Below are 17497 nucleotides of genomic sequence, written 5' to 3'. Positions count from 1 at the left end.
GCCATCAGACTTTTACTTCGCCTTCGCTACAGTCACCATCGCCGCGCGAATGGTACGACCGTTCAGCGTATAGCCTTTCTGCATAATACCCAGCACATTGCCTGCCGGAACCTCTTCCGACTCCACCATCGCAATCGCCTGATGCACGTTCGGGTCCAGCGGCACGTTGGTCTCAGCAATCACTTCCACGCCGAACTTACGCACCACATCCAGCATAGACTTCAGCGTCAGCTCAATCCCTTCGACCATTGCCGCCATATCCGGATTGGCTTTGTCTGCGACTTCCAGCGCGCGATCCAGGCTATCGATTACCGGCAGCAATTCGTTGACGAACTTCTCGAGAGCGAATTTATGCGCTTTTTCGATGTCCTGTTCAGTACGACGGCGCAGGTTTTCCATTTCCGCTTTGATGCGCAACACGGTGTCGCGTTCGCGAGTCTGGGCTTCTGCAAGCTGAACTTCCAGATTCGCAATTTTTTCATCGCGCGGATCCACCTGCTCAGCAGAATCGTTTGGTTCAACTGCCTCAACCTCTTCGTGCTGATCCATGATAATTTCTTCCGGGGCTTGCCCCTCAGGCGTTTTCTGTTCTTTACTACTCATGAATTTCTCCGCGTTTTTTTCGCATTCATCTCGCTAACTTCGCTTATTATGGGGATCAGATTCAGGGTTTCAAGGGAAGTACTCACATTGTCATCAATCTTCGCTACAAGGACCTCAGAAAAATGAATAATCATTTCAAGTGTATCGGCATTGTGGGGCATCCGCGTCATCCCACCGCACTCACGACACATGAAATGCTCTACCGTTGGCTATGCGATCAGGGTTATGAGGTCATTGTGGAGCAACAAATCGCCCACGAATTACAGCTAAAAAATGTGCCAACCGGCACGCTGGCGGAAATTGGTCAACAGGCGGATCTGGCGGTAGTCGTGGGCGGCGACGGCAATATGCTTGGCGCAGCGCGTACGCTGGCGCGTTATGACATCAATGTGATTGGCATTAACCGCGGTAATCTTGGCTTCCTGACCGATCTCGATCCGGACAACGCCCTGCAACAATTATCTGATGTGCTGGAAGGGCGCTATATCTCCGAAAAACGTTTTCTGCTGGAAGCGCAGGTCTGCCAACAGGACCGCCAGAAGCGTATCAGCACAGCCATTAATGAAGTGGTGCTGCATCCGGGAAAAGTGGCGCATATGATCGAATTCGAGGTTTATATTGATGAAACCTTCGCTTTTTCACAGCGATCTGATGGTCTGATCATTTCTACGCCGACAGGCTCCACCGCCTATTCGCTCTCCGCAGGCGGCCCTATTCTGACCCCTTCACTGGATGCAATCACCCTGGTGCCGATGTTCCCGCATACCTTGTCGGCGCGCCCGTTAGTCATTAACAGCAGTAGCACGATTCGTCTGCGTTTTTCGCATCGCCGTAGCGATCTGGAAATTAGCTGCGACAGCCAGATAGCGCTGCCTATTCAGGAAGGAGAAGATGTGCTGATTCGCCGCTGCGACTACCACCTCAACCTGATACATCCCAAAGACTATAGCTATTTCAATACATTAAGCACAAAACTCGGTTGGTCAAAAAAATTATTCTAATTTTACGTTAGCCTCTTTACTGTATAAAAAACCAGTTTATACTGTATTTAATTACAGTCATGGTTTTTCATACAGGAAAACAGCTATGTTGGCGCAACTGACCATCAGCAATTTTGCTATCGTTCGTGAGCTTGAGATCGATTTTCAGAGCGGAATGACCGTCATTACTGGTGAAACCGGCGCGGGTAAATCTATTGCGATTGATGCCCTGGGTCTGTGTCTGGGCGGTCGCGCTGAGGCCGATATGGTCCGTACCGGAGCGACCCGCGCCGATTTGTGTGCCCGCTTTGCGCTGAAAGACACGCCTGCGGCATTGCGCTGGCTGGAAGAAAACCAGCTTGAAGAAGGTCGCGAATGCTTACTTCGCCGCGTTATCAGCAGCGATGGCCGCTCACGGGGCTTTATTAACGGCACCGCTGTGCCCCTGTCTCAATTACGCGAGCTCGGTCAGTTGCTGATTCAAATTCATGGTCAACATGCGCACCAGCAGCTTACCAAACCCGAACAGCAAAAATCGCTGCTGGATAGCTATGCCAACGAAGCCGCTTTAGCGCAGCAGATGGCTGCCCGCTACCAATTATGGCATCAAAGCTGCCGCGATCTCGCCCATCACCAGCAACAAAGCCAGGAACGCGCCGCGCGCGCGGAACTGCTGCAATATCAGTTAAAAGAGTTGAACGACTTTAATCCGCAGGCCGGCGAATTCGAGCAAATTGACGAAGAGTACAAACGGCTGGCCAACAGCGGGCAGTTGCTTACGACCAGCCAGAACGCTCTGGCGCTACTCGCGGACGGCGAAGACGTTAACCTGCAAAGCCAGTTATATAGCGCAAAACAACTGGTTAGCGAGCTGGTGGGTATGGACAGCAAGCTTTCCGGCATCCTGGATATGCTGGAAGAAGCCACTATTCAACTCACCGAAGCCAGCGATGAATTACGCCACTATTGCGAGCGTCTGGATTTAGACCCCAATCGCCTGTTTGAGCTTGAACAGCGCATCGCTAAACAAATTTCGCTGGCGCGAAAACATCACGTCAGCCCGGAAGCGTTGCCGCAGCTTTATCAGTCACTGCTCGAAGAACAGCAGCAGCTCGACGATCAGGCCGATTCGCTGGAAACGCTGACGCTGGCGGTTAATAAGCATCACCAACAAGCGCTGGAAACGGCGCAAGCGCTGCATCAACAGCGTCAGTTTTACGCCCAGGAGCTGGGGCAGTTGATCACTGAAAGTATGCATTTACTTTCAATGCCGCACGGTCTGTTTACTATCGACGTGAAATTTGATGAGCATCATCTGAGCAACGACGGCGCCGATCGCGTGGAGTTTAAAGTGACGACAAACCCAGGTCAGCCGCTGCAACCTATCGCTAAAGTCGCGTCTGGCGGTGAACTGTCGCGCATTGCGTTGGCTATTCAGGTGATTACCGCGCGCAAAATGGAAACGCCGGCGCTGATTTTTGACGAGGTCGATGTTGGCATCAGCGGCCCAACCGCCGCCGTGGTCGGTAAACTCCTGCGTCAGCTTGGCGAATCCACTCAGGTGATGTGCGTCACTCACCTGCCACAGGTAGCCGGGTGCGGTCACCAGCACTTCTTTGTCAGTAAAGAAACAGACGGGGCAATGACCGAAACACATATGCAACCTTTGGATAAACGTGCGCGTTTACAGGAACTGGCCCGCCTGTTGGGAGGAAGTGAAGTTACGCGTAATACGCTGGCAAACGCAAAAGAACTGCTGGCGGCGTAAACTTTTTTACCTCCCGAAGGTCTGAGTTCACAACAAAAACGCCGTAAGACCCGACAGCAAAAGGTTTTAAAGTGATGAAAGGTCTATTATCATCGGCATATTAATATGAGCCACGTACTGCTCAGGCCCGAAAAGGAACCCAATCACTATGCGCTGTAAAACGCTGACTGCTGCCGCAGCAGTACTCCTGATGTTGACCGCAGGCTGTTCCACTCTGGAGCGAGTGGTTTACCGACCTGACATCAATCAGGGGAACTATCTTACACCTACGGATGTCGCCAAAGTGCGTGTTGGTATGACGCAACAACAGGTTGCGTATGCTTTAGGCACGCCGATGATGACCGATCCTTTTGGTACGAACACCTGGTTTTATGTCTTCCGCCAGCAGCCAGGACATGAGAACGTGACGCAGCAGACTCTGACGCTCACCTTTAACAGCAGCGGCGTGTTAACCAATATTGATAACAAACCGGCGTTGACGAAGTAATTTTGTGATACCGCCTGATGAGGTTACGTTCATCAGGCCTGCAAACCTCTCCCCCGCCATTTGGTACGAATTTGCCTGATGGCGCTACGTTCATCTGGCTTACAGGCACACCTGTGCTTCAGGTGTGGTACGGCTTTCACACCGTTATCCGGCAAGGTTAATTATCTGCCAGCCGATTTTTCGGCGCGCTGGCGGCGTAATGCTTTTGGATCGGCGATTAAGGGACGGTAAATTTCAACCCGATCGCCATCCTGCACCGTATCGGTGAGTTTTACCGGACGACTATAGATGCCCACTTTATTTTTCGCCAGATCGATATCTGTGCGCAATTCCAGCAAGCCGGAAGCGCGAATCGCCTCTTCGACCGTCGCGCCCTCCTCCAGCGTTACGCGCTGCAAATACTGCTTTTCCGGCAGCGCATAAGCCACTTCAACCACAAGTTTATCCGGCACGGTAAACCTCTTTGGCGCGAACCGTAAACGCCTGCACCATGTTGGACGCTAACTCTTTGAATACACGACCAAACGCCAGCTCAATGAGTTTATTGGTAAACTCAAAATCAAGCTGAAACTCAATACGGCACGCCTCGGGGCTGAGCGGGGTAAATTTCCAGCCGCCGATCAGCTTTTTAAAGGGGCCATCCACCAGATGCATCAGAATGCTCTGGTTACGCGTTAGCTGATTACGCGTCGTAAACGTCTTGCTGATACCCGCCTTCGACACGTCAACAGCCGCCGTCATCTGTGCTGGCGATGACTCCAGGACGCGACTACCAACACACCCAGGCAAAAACTGGGGATACGATTGCACGTCATTCACTAACTGATACATCTGTTCCGCACTGTAGGGGACTAAAGCAGTCCGACTAATCTGAGGCATAGCAATTCCCATCAACATAAATCGTGTAAATAATACCACTTATCAGCGAGTAAAAAAAATGCTGTCCCCAACCGTCATGCCTTAATTGTGCGTGCATAGCCCAACTCATGCTAAGATAGATTTTTGCACCTCATCAGGACGTAATGGGGTGTTTTCGATATCAGATTACCTATGAATTCACGACACTTATGACGAAGAAAAAAGCACATAAACCGGGCTCAGCCACCATCGCGCTGAATAAGCGCGCCCGGCACGAATACTTTATCGAAGAAGAGTTCGAGGCTGGTCTCGCCCTGCAAGGCTGGGAAGTAAAATCTCTGCGCGCAGGAAAAGCCAATATCGGCGACAGTTACGTTATCCTCAAAGATGGCGAGGCCTGGCTGTTTGGCGCAAACTTTACGCCGATGGCGGTCGCCTCGACACATGTCGTATGCGACCCAACCCGAACCCGCAAACTGTTGTTAAATCAGCGTGAGCTTGATTCGCTGTATGGCCGTATTAATCGTGAAGGTTATACTGTCGTCGCGCTTTCTCTGTACTGGAAAAATGCCTGGTGCAAAGTGAAGATCGGCGTGGCGAAAGGTAAAAAACAACATGATAAACGTTCCGATCTTAAAGAACGTGAGTGGCAACTGGATAAAGCACGCATTATGAAAAATGCAGGCCGATAATAGACATTTTTTGTGACCAGCTTCTCAGTATGAAGCTGGTCAATATTCATATCTCATGCATGCCTCGAAAATATATTCTCTGTGCCTGACGCTTATCAATAGCAATAAATACCACAACAAGAATATATTCTTTGTTTAAAAAATTTTTATAGCCTAATAACACAATACTTCAAATGATTTTTATAAAATTTAATAATGCTGAATACCTTCACAAAAGGTATTGTTTTTATGTTAAAAAAGAAAAAGACGAAGAAATTAAAATTCATTATAAAACATAAAGATAAATAAAAAATCATCATGCGTTGTTAGCCCACCCCACCTCTCCTTAACACAAACTCCGTTATATTTCAGACGCACTAACACCTTTATCAATAGATCTTAATTTGCAGAAAGATTTTTTTCTGACTATATCATCTAATACGAAAGCACTAGTCAGGCACAAAAAACAAAGGGTTATTCGGCGAGAAAACCAGACCTTCACCTACGCTCATAAAAAAGAATATGGCTACGGAAATTCATCTCTCACGATGAACGGGAAGGCTCGTCTACGCATTTTGCCCTGAACGTCGTGCCCGTTAATTAATACACAGAGCAAATCCATCAGGAGCTAATTTATGCCTCTACTCGCCGTGGTTTCGAAATTGACTGGCGTCTCCACCACTGTGGAATCCTCATCGGTCACTCTTAACGCCCCGTCAATTGTTAAATTATCAGTGGCCCGGGAAGAGATTAGTCAACTTACGCGCATTAATCAGGATCTGGTGGTGACGCTCCATTCCGGCGAAACGATCACGATTAAAAACTTTTACGTTACCAACGATCTGGGCGCAAGCCAGCTGGTACTGGCGGAAAATGATGGCACGTTATGGTGGGTAGAAAATCCGCAAGCCGGGCTACATTTTGAACAAATCGCTGATATTAATGAGCTGCTGGTCACTTCCGGCACTTCCCATGAAGCAGGCGGCGCCGTTTGGCCGTGGGTACTGGCTGGCGCGGTGGCGGCTGGCGGCATTGCCGCTATCGCGTCTTCCGGCGGCGGCGATTCCCACCATCATTCGGATGGCGATAATCCGCCCCCCGATAACACCAATCCTGACGGTAATCCCCCTGATAACAGCAATCCCGGCGGCAGTAACCCTAACGGCAATACTCCAGGTAGCAGTAATCCTGTAGATACTACCCCGCCTCTCGCTCCCGGCAAGTTGCTGATTTCAGCGGACGGAAAAACGGTGAGCGGCGAGGCCGAAGCGGGCAGTACCATTACCATCAAAGATCCTTCAGGTAACGTCGTTGGCGAGGGCAAAGCGGATAGCGACGGTAAATTTAGTATTGATCTAACAGCGCCACAGATTAGCGGCGAACAACTTACCGTGACCGCGACTGACGATGCCGGCAATACCGGCCCATCCGCAACCATTGATGCGCCCAACATTCCTCTCCCCGATACACCAGCTATCACCGCCGCTATCGATGATGCCGCTCCCCTCACCGGCACGCTGAGCAATAATCAGTTTACGAACGACAATACCCCCACGCTGGAGGGAACCGGCAGCGCTGGCACAGTCATCCATATTTACGCCAATGGTCAGGAAATAGGCTCCACAACGGTTGATAGCAGCGGAAACTGGCATTTTGCCATTACCAGCGCGCTAGCGGATGGGGAAAATCATTTCACCGCCATTGCGACTAACGTTAAAGGCGAAAGTAGCGAATCAGCCCGCTTTACACTGACTATCGACACACTCAGCCCCGATGCCCCACGCGTTGAACTGATTGCCGATAACACCGGTTTGCTCACCGGGCCGCTACAGAATAATGACCGGACTGACGAGGCAAAACCGCTATTTTCCGGGCAGGGAGAGGCAGGCAATACCATCACGATTAAAGAGGGTTCAACCGTTATCGGCAGCGCTACCGTAGACGAAAATGGACGCTGGACCTTTACCCCGACTACACCGTTAAGCGATGGCGAACATACCTTTACCGTCGAACAAAGCGACAAAGCCGGAAACACGAGCCGCGTGACGACAACGCCTACTATCATTGTGGACACCACGCCGCCTGACGCCGCTATCATTGATAATGTCGCGAAAGACGGCACAACCGTTAGCGGCACCGCTGAAGCTGGTAGTACCGTGTCGATCTATGACCCGGCGGGAAATTACCTGGGCTCCACGATTACCGGAGAAAATAACCACTTCAGCATCACGCTGAATCCGGCTCAGACCCACGGCGAGCGTCTGGAAGCGCGTATTCAGGACGCCGTTGGTAACATCGGCCCCGCCACGGAGTTTACCGCTTCTGACTCACAGTATCCTGCCCAGCCGACTATCCTTACCGTGACGGATGACGCTGGCACCGTTACCGGGCTGCTGAAAAATGGCGATGCCACAGATGATAACCGCCCAACCCTCAGCGGTACTGCTGAACCAGGCAGTACGATATCGATTAACGATAATGGCTTTCCTGTACCGACCTTTCCGCCCATTGTCGCTGACGCTGACGGCAAATGGAGCTTTACCCCCTCGCTGGCACTTGCCGATGGCGACCATGTCTTTACCGCTACCGCGACCAACGATCGCGGCACCAGCGGGCAGTCCGCCTCCTTTACCATTGATATCGACACGCAGCCGCCGGTGCTGGAAGGCCTGGCGGTTAGCGACGTCGGCGACAGACTTACCGGCACTACGGAAGCTGGCAGTACTGTGGTTATCAAAGACAGCCAGGGAAATACGCTCGGTAGTGGAACGGCAGGCGACGACGGTACCTTCTCAATAGGTATTAGCCCGGCGAAAATTAACGGCGAAACATTAAGCATTAGCGTTACCGATAAAGCCACGAATAGCGGTCCGGTAGAAACGCTGAACGCGCCGGATAAAACTGCGCCAGCGGCACCGGACGGCCTTATCGTGGCGACCGACGGTCTGTCCGTAAGCGGTCAGGCGGAAGCCGGGGCAACGGTCACTATCCGCGACAGTAGCAACACCGTACTTGGCAGCGCCGTCGCTAACGGCAACGGACAATTTATCGTTCCGCTGAATACGGCGCAGACTAACGGCCAGGCGCTTATCGCTACCGCCACCGATGTCGCGAAAAACGAAAGCGCCGCCGCGACGGTTATCGCGCCGGACAGTACCGCGCCGGAAATGCCAAAAAACGTGGTAATTAGTGAGGATGGCACTAGTATCAGCGGCACCGCCGAACCGGGTAGCGCCATCACGATCGCCACGCCGGATGGCACGCCGCTCGGCAGCGGCAAAGCAGATGGCGAAGGTCATTTTACCCTTCCCCTCGTCCCCGCACAGACCAACGGCGAACAGGTTACCGTCACCGCCACCGACAGCGCCAACAACGTCAGCCCGCCAACCACAGCGCAAGCGCCCGATATCACCGCCCCGGATAAGCCCATTATCACTCAGGTGCTGGACGATGTTGAAAGCTTCACCGGGCCGCTGGTTAACGGACAAACCACCAACGACAACCGTCCTACCCTTAGCGGTACGGCGGAGGCCGGCGCGCGTGTCGAAATTTTTGATAACGGCGTTTCGCTGGGACTCGCCACGCTACAGCCCAACGGTGGCTGGACGTTTACGCCGTCGCAAAATTTAGGTGAAGGCGCGCATCAACTGACAGTAATCGCAACCGACGCTAAAGGCAATGCCAGTCCGGCCGCGTCATTCGACCTGGTGGTCGATACGCAATCGCCGCAGCAACCGGTAATCACCTTCATTACAGATGATGCGCCAGGTATTCTCGGTAGCGTCGCGCATCTGGGGCTCACTAACGACAGCACGCCAACGATTAACGGTACAGGTGAACCGGGTTCCACAGTACACCTGTATCAGAATGGTGCCCGGATAGCAGATATTATCGTCGGTAATTCCGGCGTCTGGAGCTACGCTTACACCACGGCCTCGCCACTGGCGGACGACACCTACACCTTTACCGTGACGGCCAGCGACAGTAACGGCAACACCACGCCTTTTTCGACCGATTTTACGATTACCATTGATACCCAGGCCCCTGCCGCCCCCGGCGTTATCGGCGTAGCTGACGGCGACGGAAATACGATTGATACCAATCAGATTACCCAGGAATCCCAGCCCCGGTTGAGCGGTAGCGGCACCGCAGGCGACACAATCATCCTTTACGATAATGGCAATGCCATAGGTCAGGCGCTGGTCGGCACGGACGGGCGCTGGCAGTTTACGCCGCCTGCCGCGCTGGGCGACGGCGACCACCCTCTGACCGCTCGCGCCAACGATCCGGCGGGGAACGAAAGTCCAGAATCCATCAGCTTTACCCTACGCATCGATACCCAGGCACCGGATGCGCCGCAGATCGTGTCAGCCGCCATCACCGGCGGAGAAGGCGAGGTGCTACTGGCAAACGGCAGTATTACCAATCAGCGTATGCCGACCCTCAGCGGCACCGGCGAACCCGGCGCCATCATCACCCTGTACAATAACGGCGTAGAACTGGCTACCGTCCAGGTCAATCCACAGGGTAGCTGGACCTATCCGCTAACCCGTAATCTGAGCGAAGGGTTAAACATCCTGACGGCCACCGCCACGGATGCCGCAGGCAATAGTAGCCAGACCTCCGGCGTTTTCTCCGTTACCCTTGATACCCAGCCTCCAGCGCAGCCTGACGCGCCGCTAATCAGCGATAACGTCGCGCCGGTTATCGGCAACATCGGCAATAATGGCGCAACGAACGATACCACGCCGACCTTCAGCGGCACGGGAGAGATCGGCAGCACGATAATTCTCTACAATAATGGCAGTGAAATTGGTCGCACAACGGTAGGCGATAACGGAAGCTGGAGCTTTACGCCTGCGGCACTGACGCCAGAAACCTATACCATTACCGTCACGGAAACCGATATAGCGGGTAATATCAGTCCACCTTCCGCCTCAGTCACTTTTACGCTAGACACCACTGCGCCCGCCAATCCAGTTATCACTTTTGCCGAAGATAACGTCGGCGAAGTCCAGGATACTATTGTCAGCGGCGCAACCACTGACGACAATACACCGGTCATTCACGGCACTGGCGACATCGGCAGCATTATTACGCTCTATAACGGCAGCAGCGTTTTAGGCGTAGTCACCGTCGATGAGACCGGCACCTGGACGCTGCCGGTGACCAGCGCGTTGCCGGATGGCGTCTACACCCTGACCGCCATTGCCGCCGATGCCGCCGGAAACAGCAGCGGCGTATCGAACAGCTTTACCTTCACCGTCGACACCGTTCCGTTGCAGCCGCCCGTCGTCAATGAGATCCTTGACGATATTGCGCCAGTGACCGGGCCATTAACCGATGGCGCTTTTACTAACGATCGGACGCTGACTATCAACGGCAGCGGCGAAAACGGCAGCACCGTCACGATTTACGACAATGGCGTGGCAATCGGGACGGCGCTCGTCACCGACGGGGTCTGGACATTCAATACGCCCGAATTATCAGAAGTCAGCCATGCGCTAACCTTCAGCGCGACTGACGATGCTGGAAATACCACGGCGCAAACCCAACCGATCACCATTACCGTGGATATCACCGCCCCGCCCGCGCCAACAGTCCAGACGGTGGACGACGATGGCACGCGCGTGGCCGGACTTGCCGACCCTTACGCTACCGTTGAAATTCATCATGCCGATGGCACCCTGGTCGGCAGCGCTGTCGCTAATGGCACCGGTGAATTCGTCGTTACGCTCAGTCCGGCGCAAACCGATGGCGGTACGCTGACGGCAATTGCTATCGATCGCGCGGGGAATAACGGCCCGGCTACGAATTTTCCCGCTTCCGACAGCGGTCTGCCCGCCGTCCCGGCCATCACGGCGATTGAAGATAATGTCGGGAGCGTACAGGGGAATATTGCGGCGGGCGGCGCCACGGACGACACCACGCCAACGCTGCACGGCACCACGGATATCGGCTCTACCGTTGAAGTTTTCATTGATGGCGATTCGGCAGGCTTTGCCACCGTTGACGCCAGCGGGAACTGGATCTTTGAGATCGCGACGCCATTAAGCGAAAGCACACATTACTTCACCGTCCAGGCAACCAATGCGAATGGCCCGGGCGGCCTGTCCGCACCGGTCGGGATCACTGTCGATCTTAGCGCGCCGGCGCAACCGGTTATTACCAGCGCAACGGATGATGTCCCCGGCATGACCGGTACGCTGGATAACGGCGCGCTCACCAATGATTCACGCCCGACGCTCAACGGAACGGGAGAAGCAGGCGCCACGATCCGCATTCTGGATAACGGCGTAGAAATCGGTTCCGCTACGGTAGATCAAAGCGGCAACTGGCGCTTCACCCCGAACGCGCCGCTGGAGAGCATCGCACACATCTTTACCGCCGTGGCGACCGATCCCGCCGGCAATAGCGGCCAGCCTTCGGACGGCTTTACGCTGAACATTGACGCGCAGGCGCCAGATGTGCCGGTTATCACGTCCGTGATTGACGATAACAATCAACCGACCGTCCCGGTGTTACCGGGGCAATCCACCGACGATCGGCAGCCAATACTGAACGGAACTGGCGAACCTGGCGCGACAATCACCATTTTTGATAACGGTACGCCGCTTGGCACGGCTCAGGTAGGCGAAAACGGTAGCTGGATCTTCCCGGTGCCCCGCAATTTATCAGAGGGAAGCCATAATCTGACGGTTAGCGCTACCGATCCGGCGGGCAATACCAGCGCGGTCTCCGCGCCGTGGACGATCGTGGTCGATATTACGCCTCCGGCGATCCCGGTTCTTACCTCCGTCGTAGATGACCAACCCGGTATTACCGGCAACCTGGTAAGCGGGCAGCTAACGAACGATGCGACGCCCACCCTGAACGGGCGCGGAGAGGCTGGCGCGACGATTAATGTCTATCTTGACGGTAATTCCGCGTCCATCGGTACCACGACGGTGAATAGCGACGGCACATGGAGTTTTACGCCACAGACGCCGCTTGCAAACGGTAGCCACACGTTCACCCTTAGCGCCACCGATCCGGCGGGTAATAGCAGCGCGGTGTCCAGCGGATTTGTGCTGACGATTGACGCCACACCGCCCGCCGCGCCGGTTATCGCCAGCGTGGCAGACAATACGGCGCCGGTGACGGGCATCGTCCCCAACGGCGGCTCGACGAACGAAACCCGACCAACACTTTCGGGTACCGGTGAGGCGGGTACAACCATCTCGATTTATAATGGCAGCGCGCTGGTCGGCACGGCGCAAGTTCAGGCCAACGGTAGCTGGAGCTTTACGCCGTCTACCTCGCTGGGCGCGGGCGTCTGGAACCTGACGGCGACAGCAACCGATGCGGCAGGCAATACCAGCGCCGCGTCCGAAATACGCTCGTTTACTATTGATACCACGGCTCCCGCCGCGCCTGTTATTGATACGGTCTACGACGGTACGGGCCCCATTACCGGCAATCTGAGTTCAGGACAGATCACAGACGAGGCGCGCCCTGTCATTAGCGGCACCCGTGAAGCCAACACAACTATTCGTCTCTACGATAACGGCACGCTGCTGGCTGAAATTCCCGCCGACAATAGCAGTAGCTGGCGCTACACGCCCGATGCCTCTCTGGCGACGGGCAACCATGTAATTACCGTCATTGCCGTTGATGCCGCAGGCAACGCCAGTCCCGTTTCAGACAGCGTTAATTTCGTCGTCGATACCACGCCGCCGCTGACGCCGGTAATCACATCAGTCAGTGACGATCAGGCGCCAGGCCTCGGCACGATCGCGAACGGCCAAAATACCAACGATCCTACGCCAACCTTCAGCGGCACCGCAGAAGCCGGCGCCACGATCACGCTCTATGAAAATGGTACGGTCATTGGCACGACAACGGCTCAACCTGACGGCGCGTGGAGCGTCTCCACCTCAACGCTGGCAAGCGGAACACACGTCATCACCGCCGTCGCCACCGATGCCGCAGGAAACAGCAGCCCGAACAGTACGGCTTTCACCCTGACGGTCGATACCACCGCGCCGCAAACGCCAATCCTGACGTCCGTGGTGGATGACGTCGCGGGTGGGGTCACAGGAAATCTCGCTAATGGTCAGATAACCAATGATAACCGCCCCACGCTGAACGGCACTGCCGAAGCGGGCAGCGTGATCAGTATCTATGATGGCAACACTCTGCTTGGCGTCACCTCGGCTAACGCGGGCGGCGCGTGGAGCTTCACGCCGACGACAGGGTTAAACGATGGCACGCGCACATTAACAGTGACCGCCACCGACCCGGCAGGCAACGTTAGCCCGGCCACCAGCGGTTTTACTATCGTGGTCGATACCCTTGCGCCAACGGTTCCGCTTATAACCAGCATCGTTGATGATGTCCCGAACAACACCGGCGCCATTGGCAATGGACAATCGACCAATGACACACAGCCGACGCTCAACGGTACCGCGGAAGCCAACAGCGCGGTAAGCATCTTCGATAATGGCGCGCTGGTCGCGACCGTGAACGCCAATGCCAGCGGCAACTGGAGCTGGACGCCAACCGCCGCGCTCGGCCAGGGAAGTCACGCCTATAGCGTTAGCGCCGCCGATGCGGCTGGCAACGTTAGCGCCGCTTCGCCATCGACAACGATTATCGTGGATACCATTGCGCCCGGCGCGCCCGGCAACCTGGTCATCAATGCTACCGGTAATCGGGTGACGGGCACCGCGGAAGCAGGCAGTACAGTGACGATTACCTCTGAGACTGGTGTGGTACTGGGAACCGCCACCGCCGACGGTACAGGCAGCTTCACCGCCACACTCACGCCCGCGCAGACCAATGGTCAGCCGCTACTGGCATTTGCCCAGGATAAAGCAGGCAACACTGGCATTGCCGCCGGATTTACCGCGCCCGATACGCGCGTGCCGGAAGCACCGATCATCACCAACGTAGTGGATGATGTGGGTATTTATACCGGCGCTATCGCCAACGGTCAGGTCACTAATGACGCACAACCCACATTGAATGGTACCGCTCAGGCGGGCGCCACGGTGAGCATTTATAACAACGGGGCGCTGCTCGGCACCACCACGGCGAACGCCAGCGGAAACTGGAGCTTTACCCCGACAGGCAATTTGACCGAAGGCAGCCACGCCTTCACCGCCACCGCGACTAACGCCAACGGTACAGGCAGCGTCTCCACCGCCGCGACGGTGATTGTCGATACGCTGGCGCCCGGTACGCCGTCAGGTACGCTCAGCGCCGATGGCGGTTCACTTTCCGGACAGGCTGAGGCAAACAGCACCGTAACCGTCACGCTGGCGGGGGGCGTGACGCTCACCACCACCGCCGGCAGCAACGGCGCATGGTCTCTCACCTTGCCGACAAAACAAATTGAAGGTCAACTCATTAACGTGACGGCCACTGACGCTGCGGGTAACGCCTCCGACACGTTAGGCATTACCGCGCCGGTTCTGCCGCTGGCGGCAAGGGATAACATCACCAGCCTTGATCTGACCTCGACCGCCGTCACCAGCACGCAAAACTATTCGGATTACGGCCTGCTGCTGGTTGGCGCGCTTGGCAATGTCGCCTCGGTTTTGGGTAACGATACCGCTCAGGTTGAGTTCACCATTGCTGAAGGTGGTACGGGCGACGTCACCATCGATGCCGCCGCAACGGGAATCGTGCTTTCGCTGCTCAGTACTCAGGAGATTGTGGTACAGCGCTACGACACCAGCCTCGGCGCCTGGACGACGATCGTCAACACCGCCGTTGGCGACTTCGCGAATTTGCTTACCCTGACCGGGAGCGGCGTTACTCTGAACCTGAGCGGCCTGGGCGAAGGCCAGTACCGGGTACTCACTTATAACACCAGTCTGCTCGCTACCGGGTCATATACCAGCCTGGATGTCGATGTACACCAGACCAGCGCAGGTATTATTAGCGGGCCAACCATCAGTACCGGCAACGTCATGGCTGATGATACCGCGCCGACGGGCACCACGGTCACCGCCATCACCAACGCCAACGGCGTCAGTACGCCGGTCGGCGCGGGCGGCGTGGATATCCAGGGGCAATACGGCACGCTGCACATTAATCAGGATGGCAGTTACACCTACACGCTGACTAAGCCCACGGCAGGATACGGACATAAAGAGAGCTTCACCTACACCATTACCCAGAATGGCGTCGGTAGCAGCGCCGCGCAACTGGTTATCAATCTGGGTCCCGCGCCTGTACCGGGCAGCGTGATAGCGACAGACAATAACGCCTCTCTGGTCTTTGATACTCACGTTAGCTACGTCAACAACGGTCCCTCGACACAAAGCGGCGTCACGGTATTAAGCGTCGGACTTGGTAATGTACTGAACGCGAATCTGCTTGATGATATGACTAATCCGATCATCTTTAACGTTGAAGAAGGCGCTACGCGAACCATGACGTTACAGGGAACCGTCGGCGGCGTCTCACTGGTTTCCACGTTCGATCTGTACGTTTATCGCTTCAACGATGCCATTCAGCAATATGAGCAGTTTCGGGTGCAAAAGGGCTGGATTAACACCCTGCTGTTAGCCGGACAGTCCCAGCCGCTGACCCTGACGTTGCCTGGCGGCGAATACCTGTTCGTGCTGAATACCGCCAGCGGCATTAGCGTCCTCACTGGCTATACGCTGGCGATTTCCCAGGACCACACCTATGCCGTTGACAGTATCACCGCCAACACCACCGGCAACGTACTGACCAATGATGTCGCCCCTACGGACGCCCTCCTCACTGAAGTAAACGGCGTGGCGATTGCGGCGACCGGCACGACGGAGGTAAACGGACTGTATGGCTCGCTCATCATTGACGCAAGAGGCAACTATACCTACACGCTGAAGAACGGCGTCGGCGCCGACAGCATTAAAACGCCGGACAGCTTTATCTATACAGTCAAAGCGCCAAACGGCGATACCGATACGGCCTCGCTCAATATCACGCCAACCGCCAGGGCGCTGGATGCGATTAATGATGTCAGCGATACCCTTAGCGTCGCCACGCTTCAGGATACCTCTGCCTGGCTGGACTCCAGCGTCGGCAGCGTCAGTTGGGGGCTACTCGGCAAATCGGGCAGCGGGAGCGGCACCTTTGACGTTGCAACAGGTACCGTACTTAAAGGCGCGTCACTGGTCTTTGATGTCTCCACGCTCATTACGCTGGGCAATCTGAATATTAGCTGGGCCATTCAGGAGAACGGGACCGTCATACGCAACGGAACCGTTCCGGTGGCGAATATCACGCTGGGCAGCGCGACGGTGACCGTCAACCTGAGCGGCCTGGAGCTGGATGCCGGAACGTACACGCTTAACTTTACCGGCACCAATACCCTGGCCGGGGCGGCGACGATCACGCCACGCGTCATCGGCACCACCGTCGATCTGGATAATTTTGAAACGTCCGGAACGCATACCGTTCTCGGCAATATTTTTGACGGCAGCGATGCGGCGGGGGCGATGGATCAGCTTAATACGGTGAATACCCGCCTGAGCATTAGCGGGTATAACGGCAGCGCCGCCACGCTGGACGCCGCGGCGAATACCACCAGCGCCACGATTCAGGGACATTACGGCACATTGCAAATTAACCTCGATGGCGCTTACACCTACACGCTGAATAATGGCATCGCGATGTCGTCCATCACCAGTAAAGAGGTCTTTACCTATCAACTGGATGACAAGATGGGTCATACGGATAGCGCCACATTGACCATTGATATGGCGCCGCAAATCGTCAGTACCAACCAAAACGATGTTCTCATCGGCTCCGCCTATGGCGATACGCTGATTTACCACCTGTTAAACGGCGCGGACGCGACCGGCGGCAACGGCGCCGATCGCTGGCAAAACTTCTCCACCGCGCAGGGCGACAAGATCGATATCCACGAACTGCTGACCGGCTGGGATCACCAGGCGGCGACGCTGGGTAACTTTGTTCAGGTTCATACCAGCGGTGCCAATACGGTGATATCCGTCGATCGCGACGGCGCTGGCAGCGCGTTTAAATCCACTGACCTTGTCACTCTGGAGAATGTGCAGCTCACGCTAAATGAGCTGTTGCAGAACAACCACCTGATAACCGGCGGTTGATAAAAAAGCCCCGAACGCCA

Annotated in this window: 8 protein-coding genes; 5 read left to right on the top strand and 3 right to left on the bottom strand. The window is 55.4% G+C overall.

What is annotated here, in order from left to right; genetic code table 11:
- Positions 1-12: 12 nt before the first annotated feature.
- Positions 13-603, bottom strand: coding sequence for a nucleotide exchange factor GrpE (grpE, locus tag NA197_RS07845; protein ID WP_001518875.1), 591 nt, complete (start codon positions 601-603; stop codon positions 13-15).
- Positions 604-725: 122 nt separating this feature from the next.
- Here grpE and nadK point away from each other — a divergent pair, with 122 nt between their 5' ends.
- The 3 genes from nadK (at position 726) to bamE (ending at position 3838) form a co-directional block, all read left to right on the top strand.
- The gene (gene nadK, locus NA197_RS07840; protein ID WP_001059155.1) at positions 726-1604 is read left to right on the top strand and encodes an NAD(+) kinase; all 879 of its coding nucleotides are present in this window, start codon (positions 726-728) and stop codon (positions 1602-1604) included.
- A gap of 85 nt (positions 1605-1689) precedes the next feature.
- Positions 1690-3351, top strand: coding sequence for a DNA repair protein RecN (gene recN, locus NA197_RS07835; protein WP_000880965.1), 1662 nt, complete (start codon positions 1690-1692; stop codon positions 3349-3351).
- Positions 3352-3499: 148 nt separating this feature from the next.
- Positions 3500-3838, top strand: coding sequence for an outer membrane protein assembly factor BamE (gene bamE, locus NA197_RS07830; RefSeq protein WP_001203445.1), 339 nt, complete (start codon positions 3500-3502; stop codon positions 3836-3838).
- 161 nt (positions 3839-3999) lie between these two features.
- Here the strand turns inward: bamE and NA197_RS07825 are convergent, their stop codons facing one another.
- Both NA197_RS07825 and NA197_RS07820 read right to left on the bottom strand, forming a co-directional pair.
- Positions 4000-4290, bottom strand: coding sequence for an RnfH family protein (locus NA197_RS07825; protein WP_001112990.1), 291 nt, complete (start codon positions 4288-4290; stop codon positions 4000-4002).
- Positions 4280-4717 (bottom strand): type II toxin-antitoxin system RatA family toxin, encoded by a 438-nt coding sequence (locus NA197_RS07820; RefSeq protein ID WP_001543334.1) that lies wholly within the window; start codon positions 4715-4717, stop codon positions 4280-4282. Before NA197_RS07820 ends, NA197_RS07825 begins: the two co-directional genes overlap by 11 nt.
- A 188-nt stretch (positions 4718-4905) precedes the next feature.
- Between NA197_RS07820 and smpB the strand changes: the two genes are divergently transcribed.
- Both smpB and bapA read left to right on the top strand, forming a co-directional pair.
- Complete coding sequence (gene smpB / locus NA197_RS07815) at positions 4906-5388, top strand: SsrA-binding protein SmpB (protein ID WP_001518569.1); 483 nt, start codon at positions 4906-4908, stop codon at positions 5386-5388.
- A 614-nt stretch (positions 5389-6002) separates the two neighbouring features.
- On the top strand, positions 6003-17477 hold the full coding sequence (gene bapA, locus NA197_RS07810; protein ID WP_064043306.1) for a biofilm-associated protein BapA: 11475 nt from the start codon (positions 6003-6005) through the stop codon (positions 17475-17477).
- Positions 17478-17497 lie beyond the last annotated feature (20 nt).

This window comes from Salmonella sp. NW884, assembly GCF_051700745.1.
GTDB classification, from domain to species: domain Bacteria; phylum Pseudomonadota; class Gammaproteobacteria; order Enterobacterales; family Enterobacteriaceae; genus Salmonella; species Salmonella enterica.
Note: the sequence above shows the minus strand (reverse complement) of the source record. Positions and strands in the feature narration are given on the sequence as shown.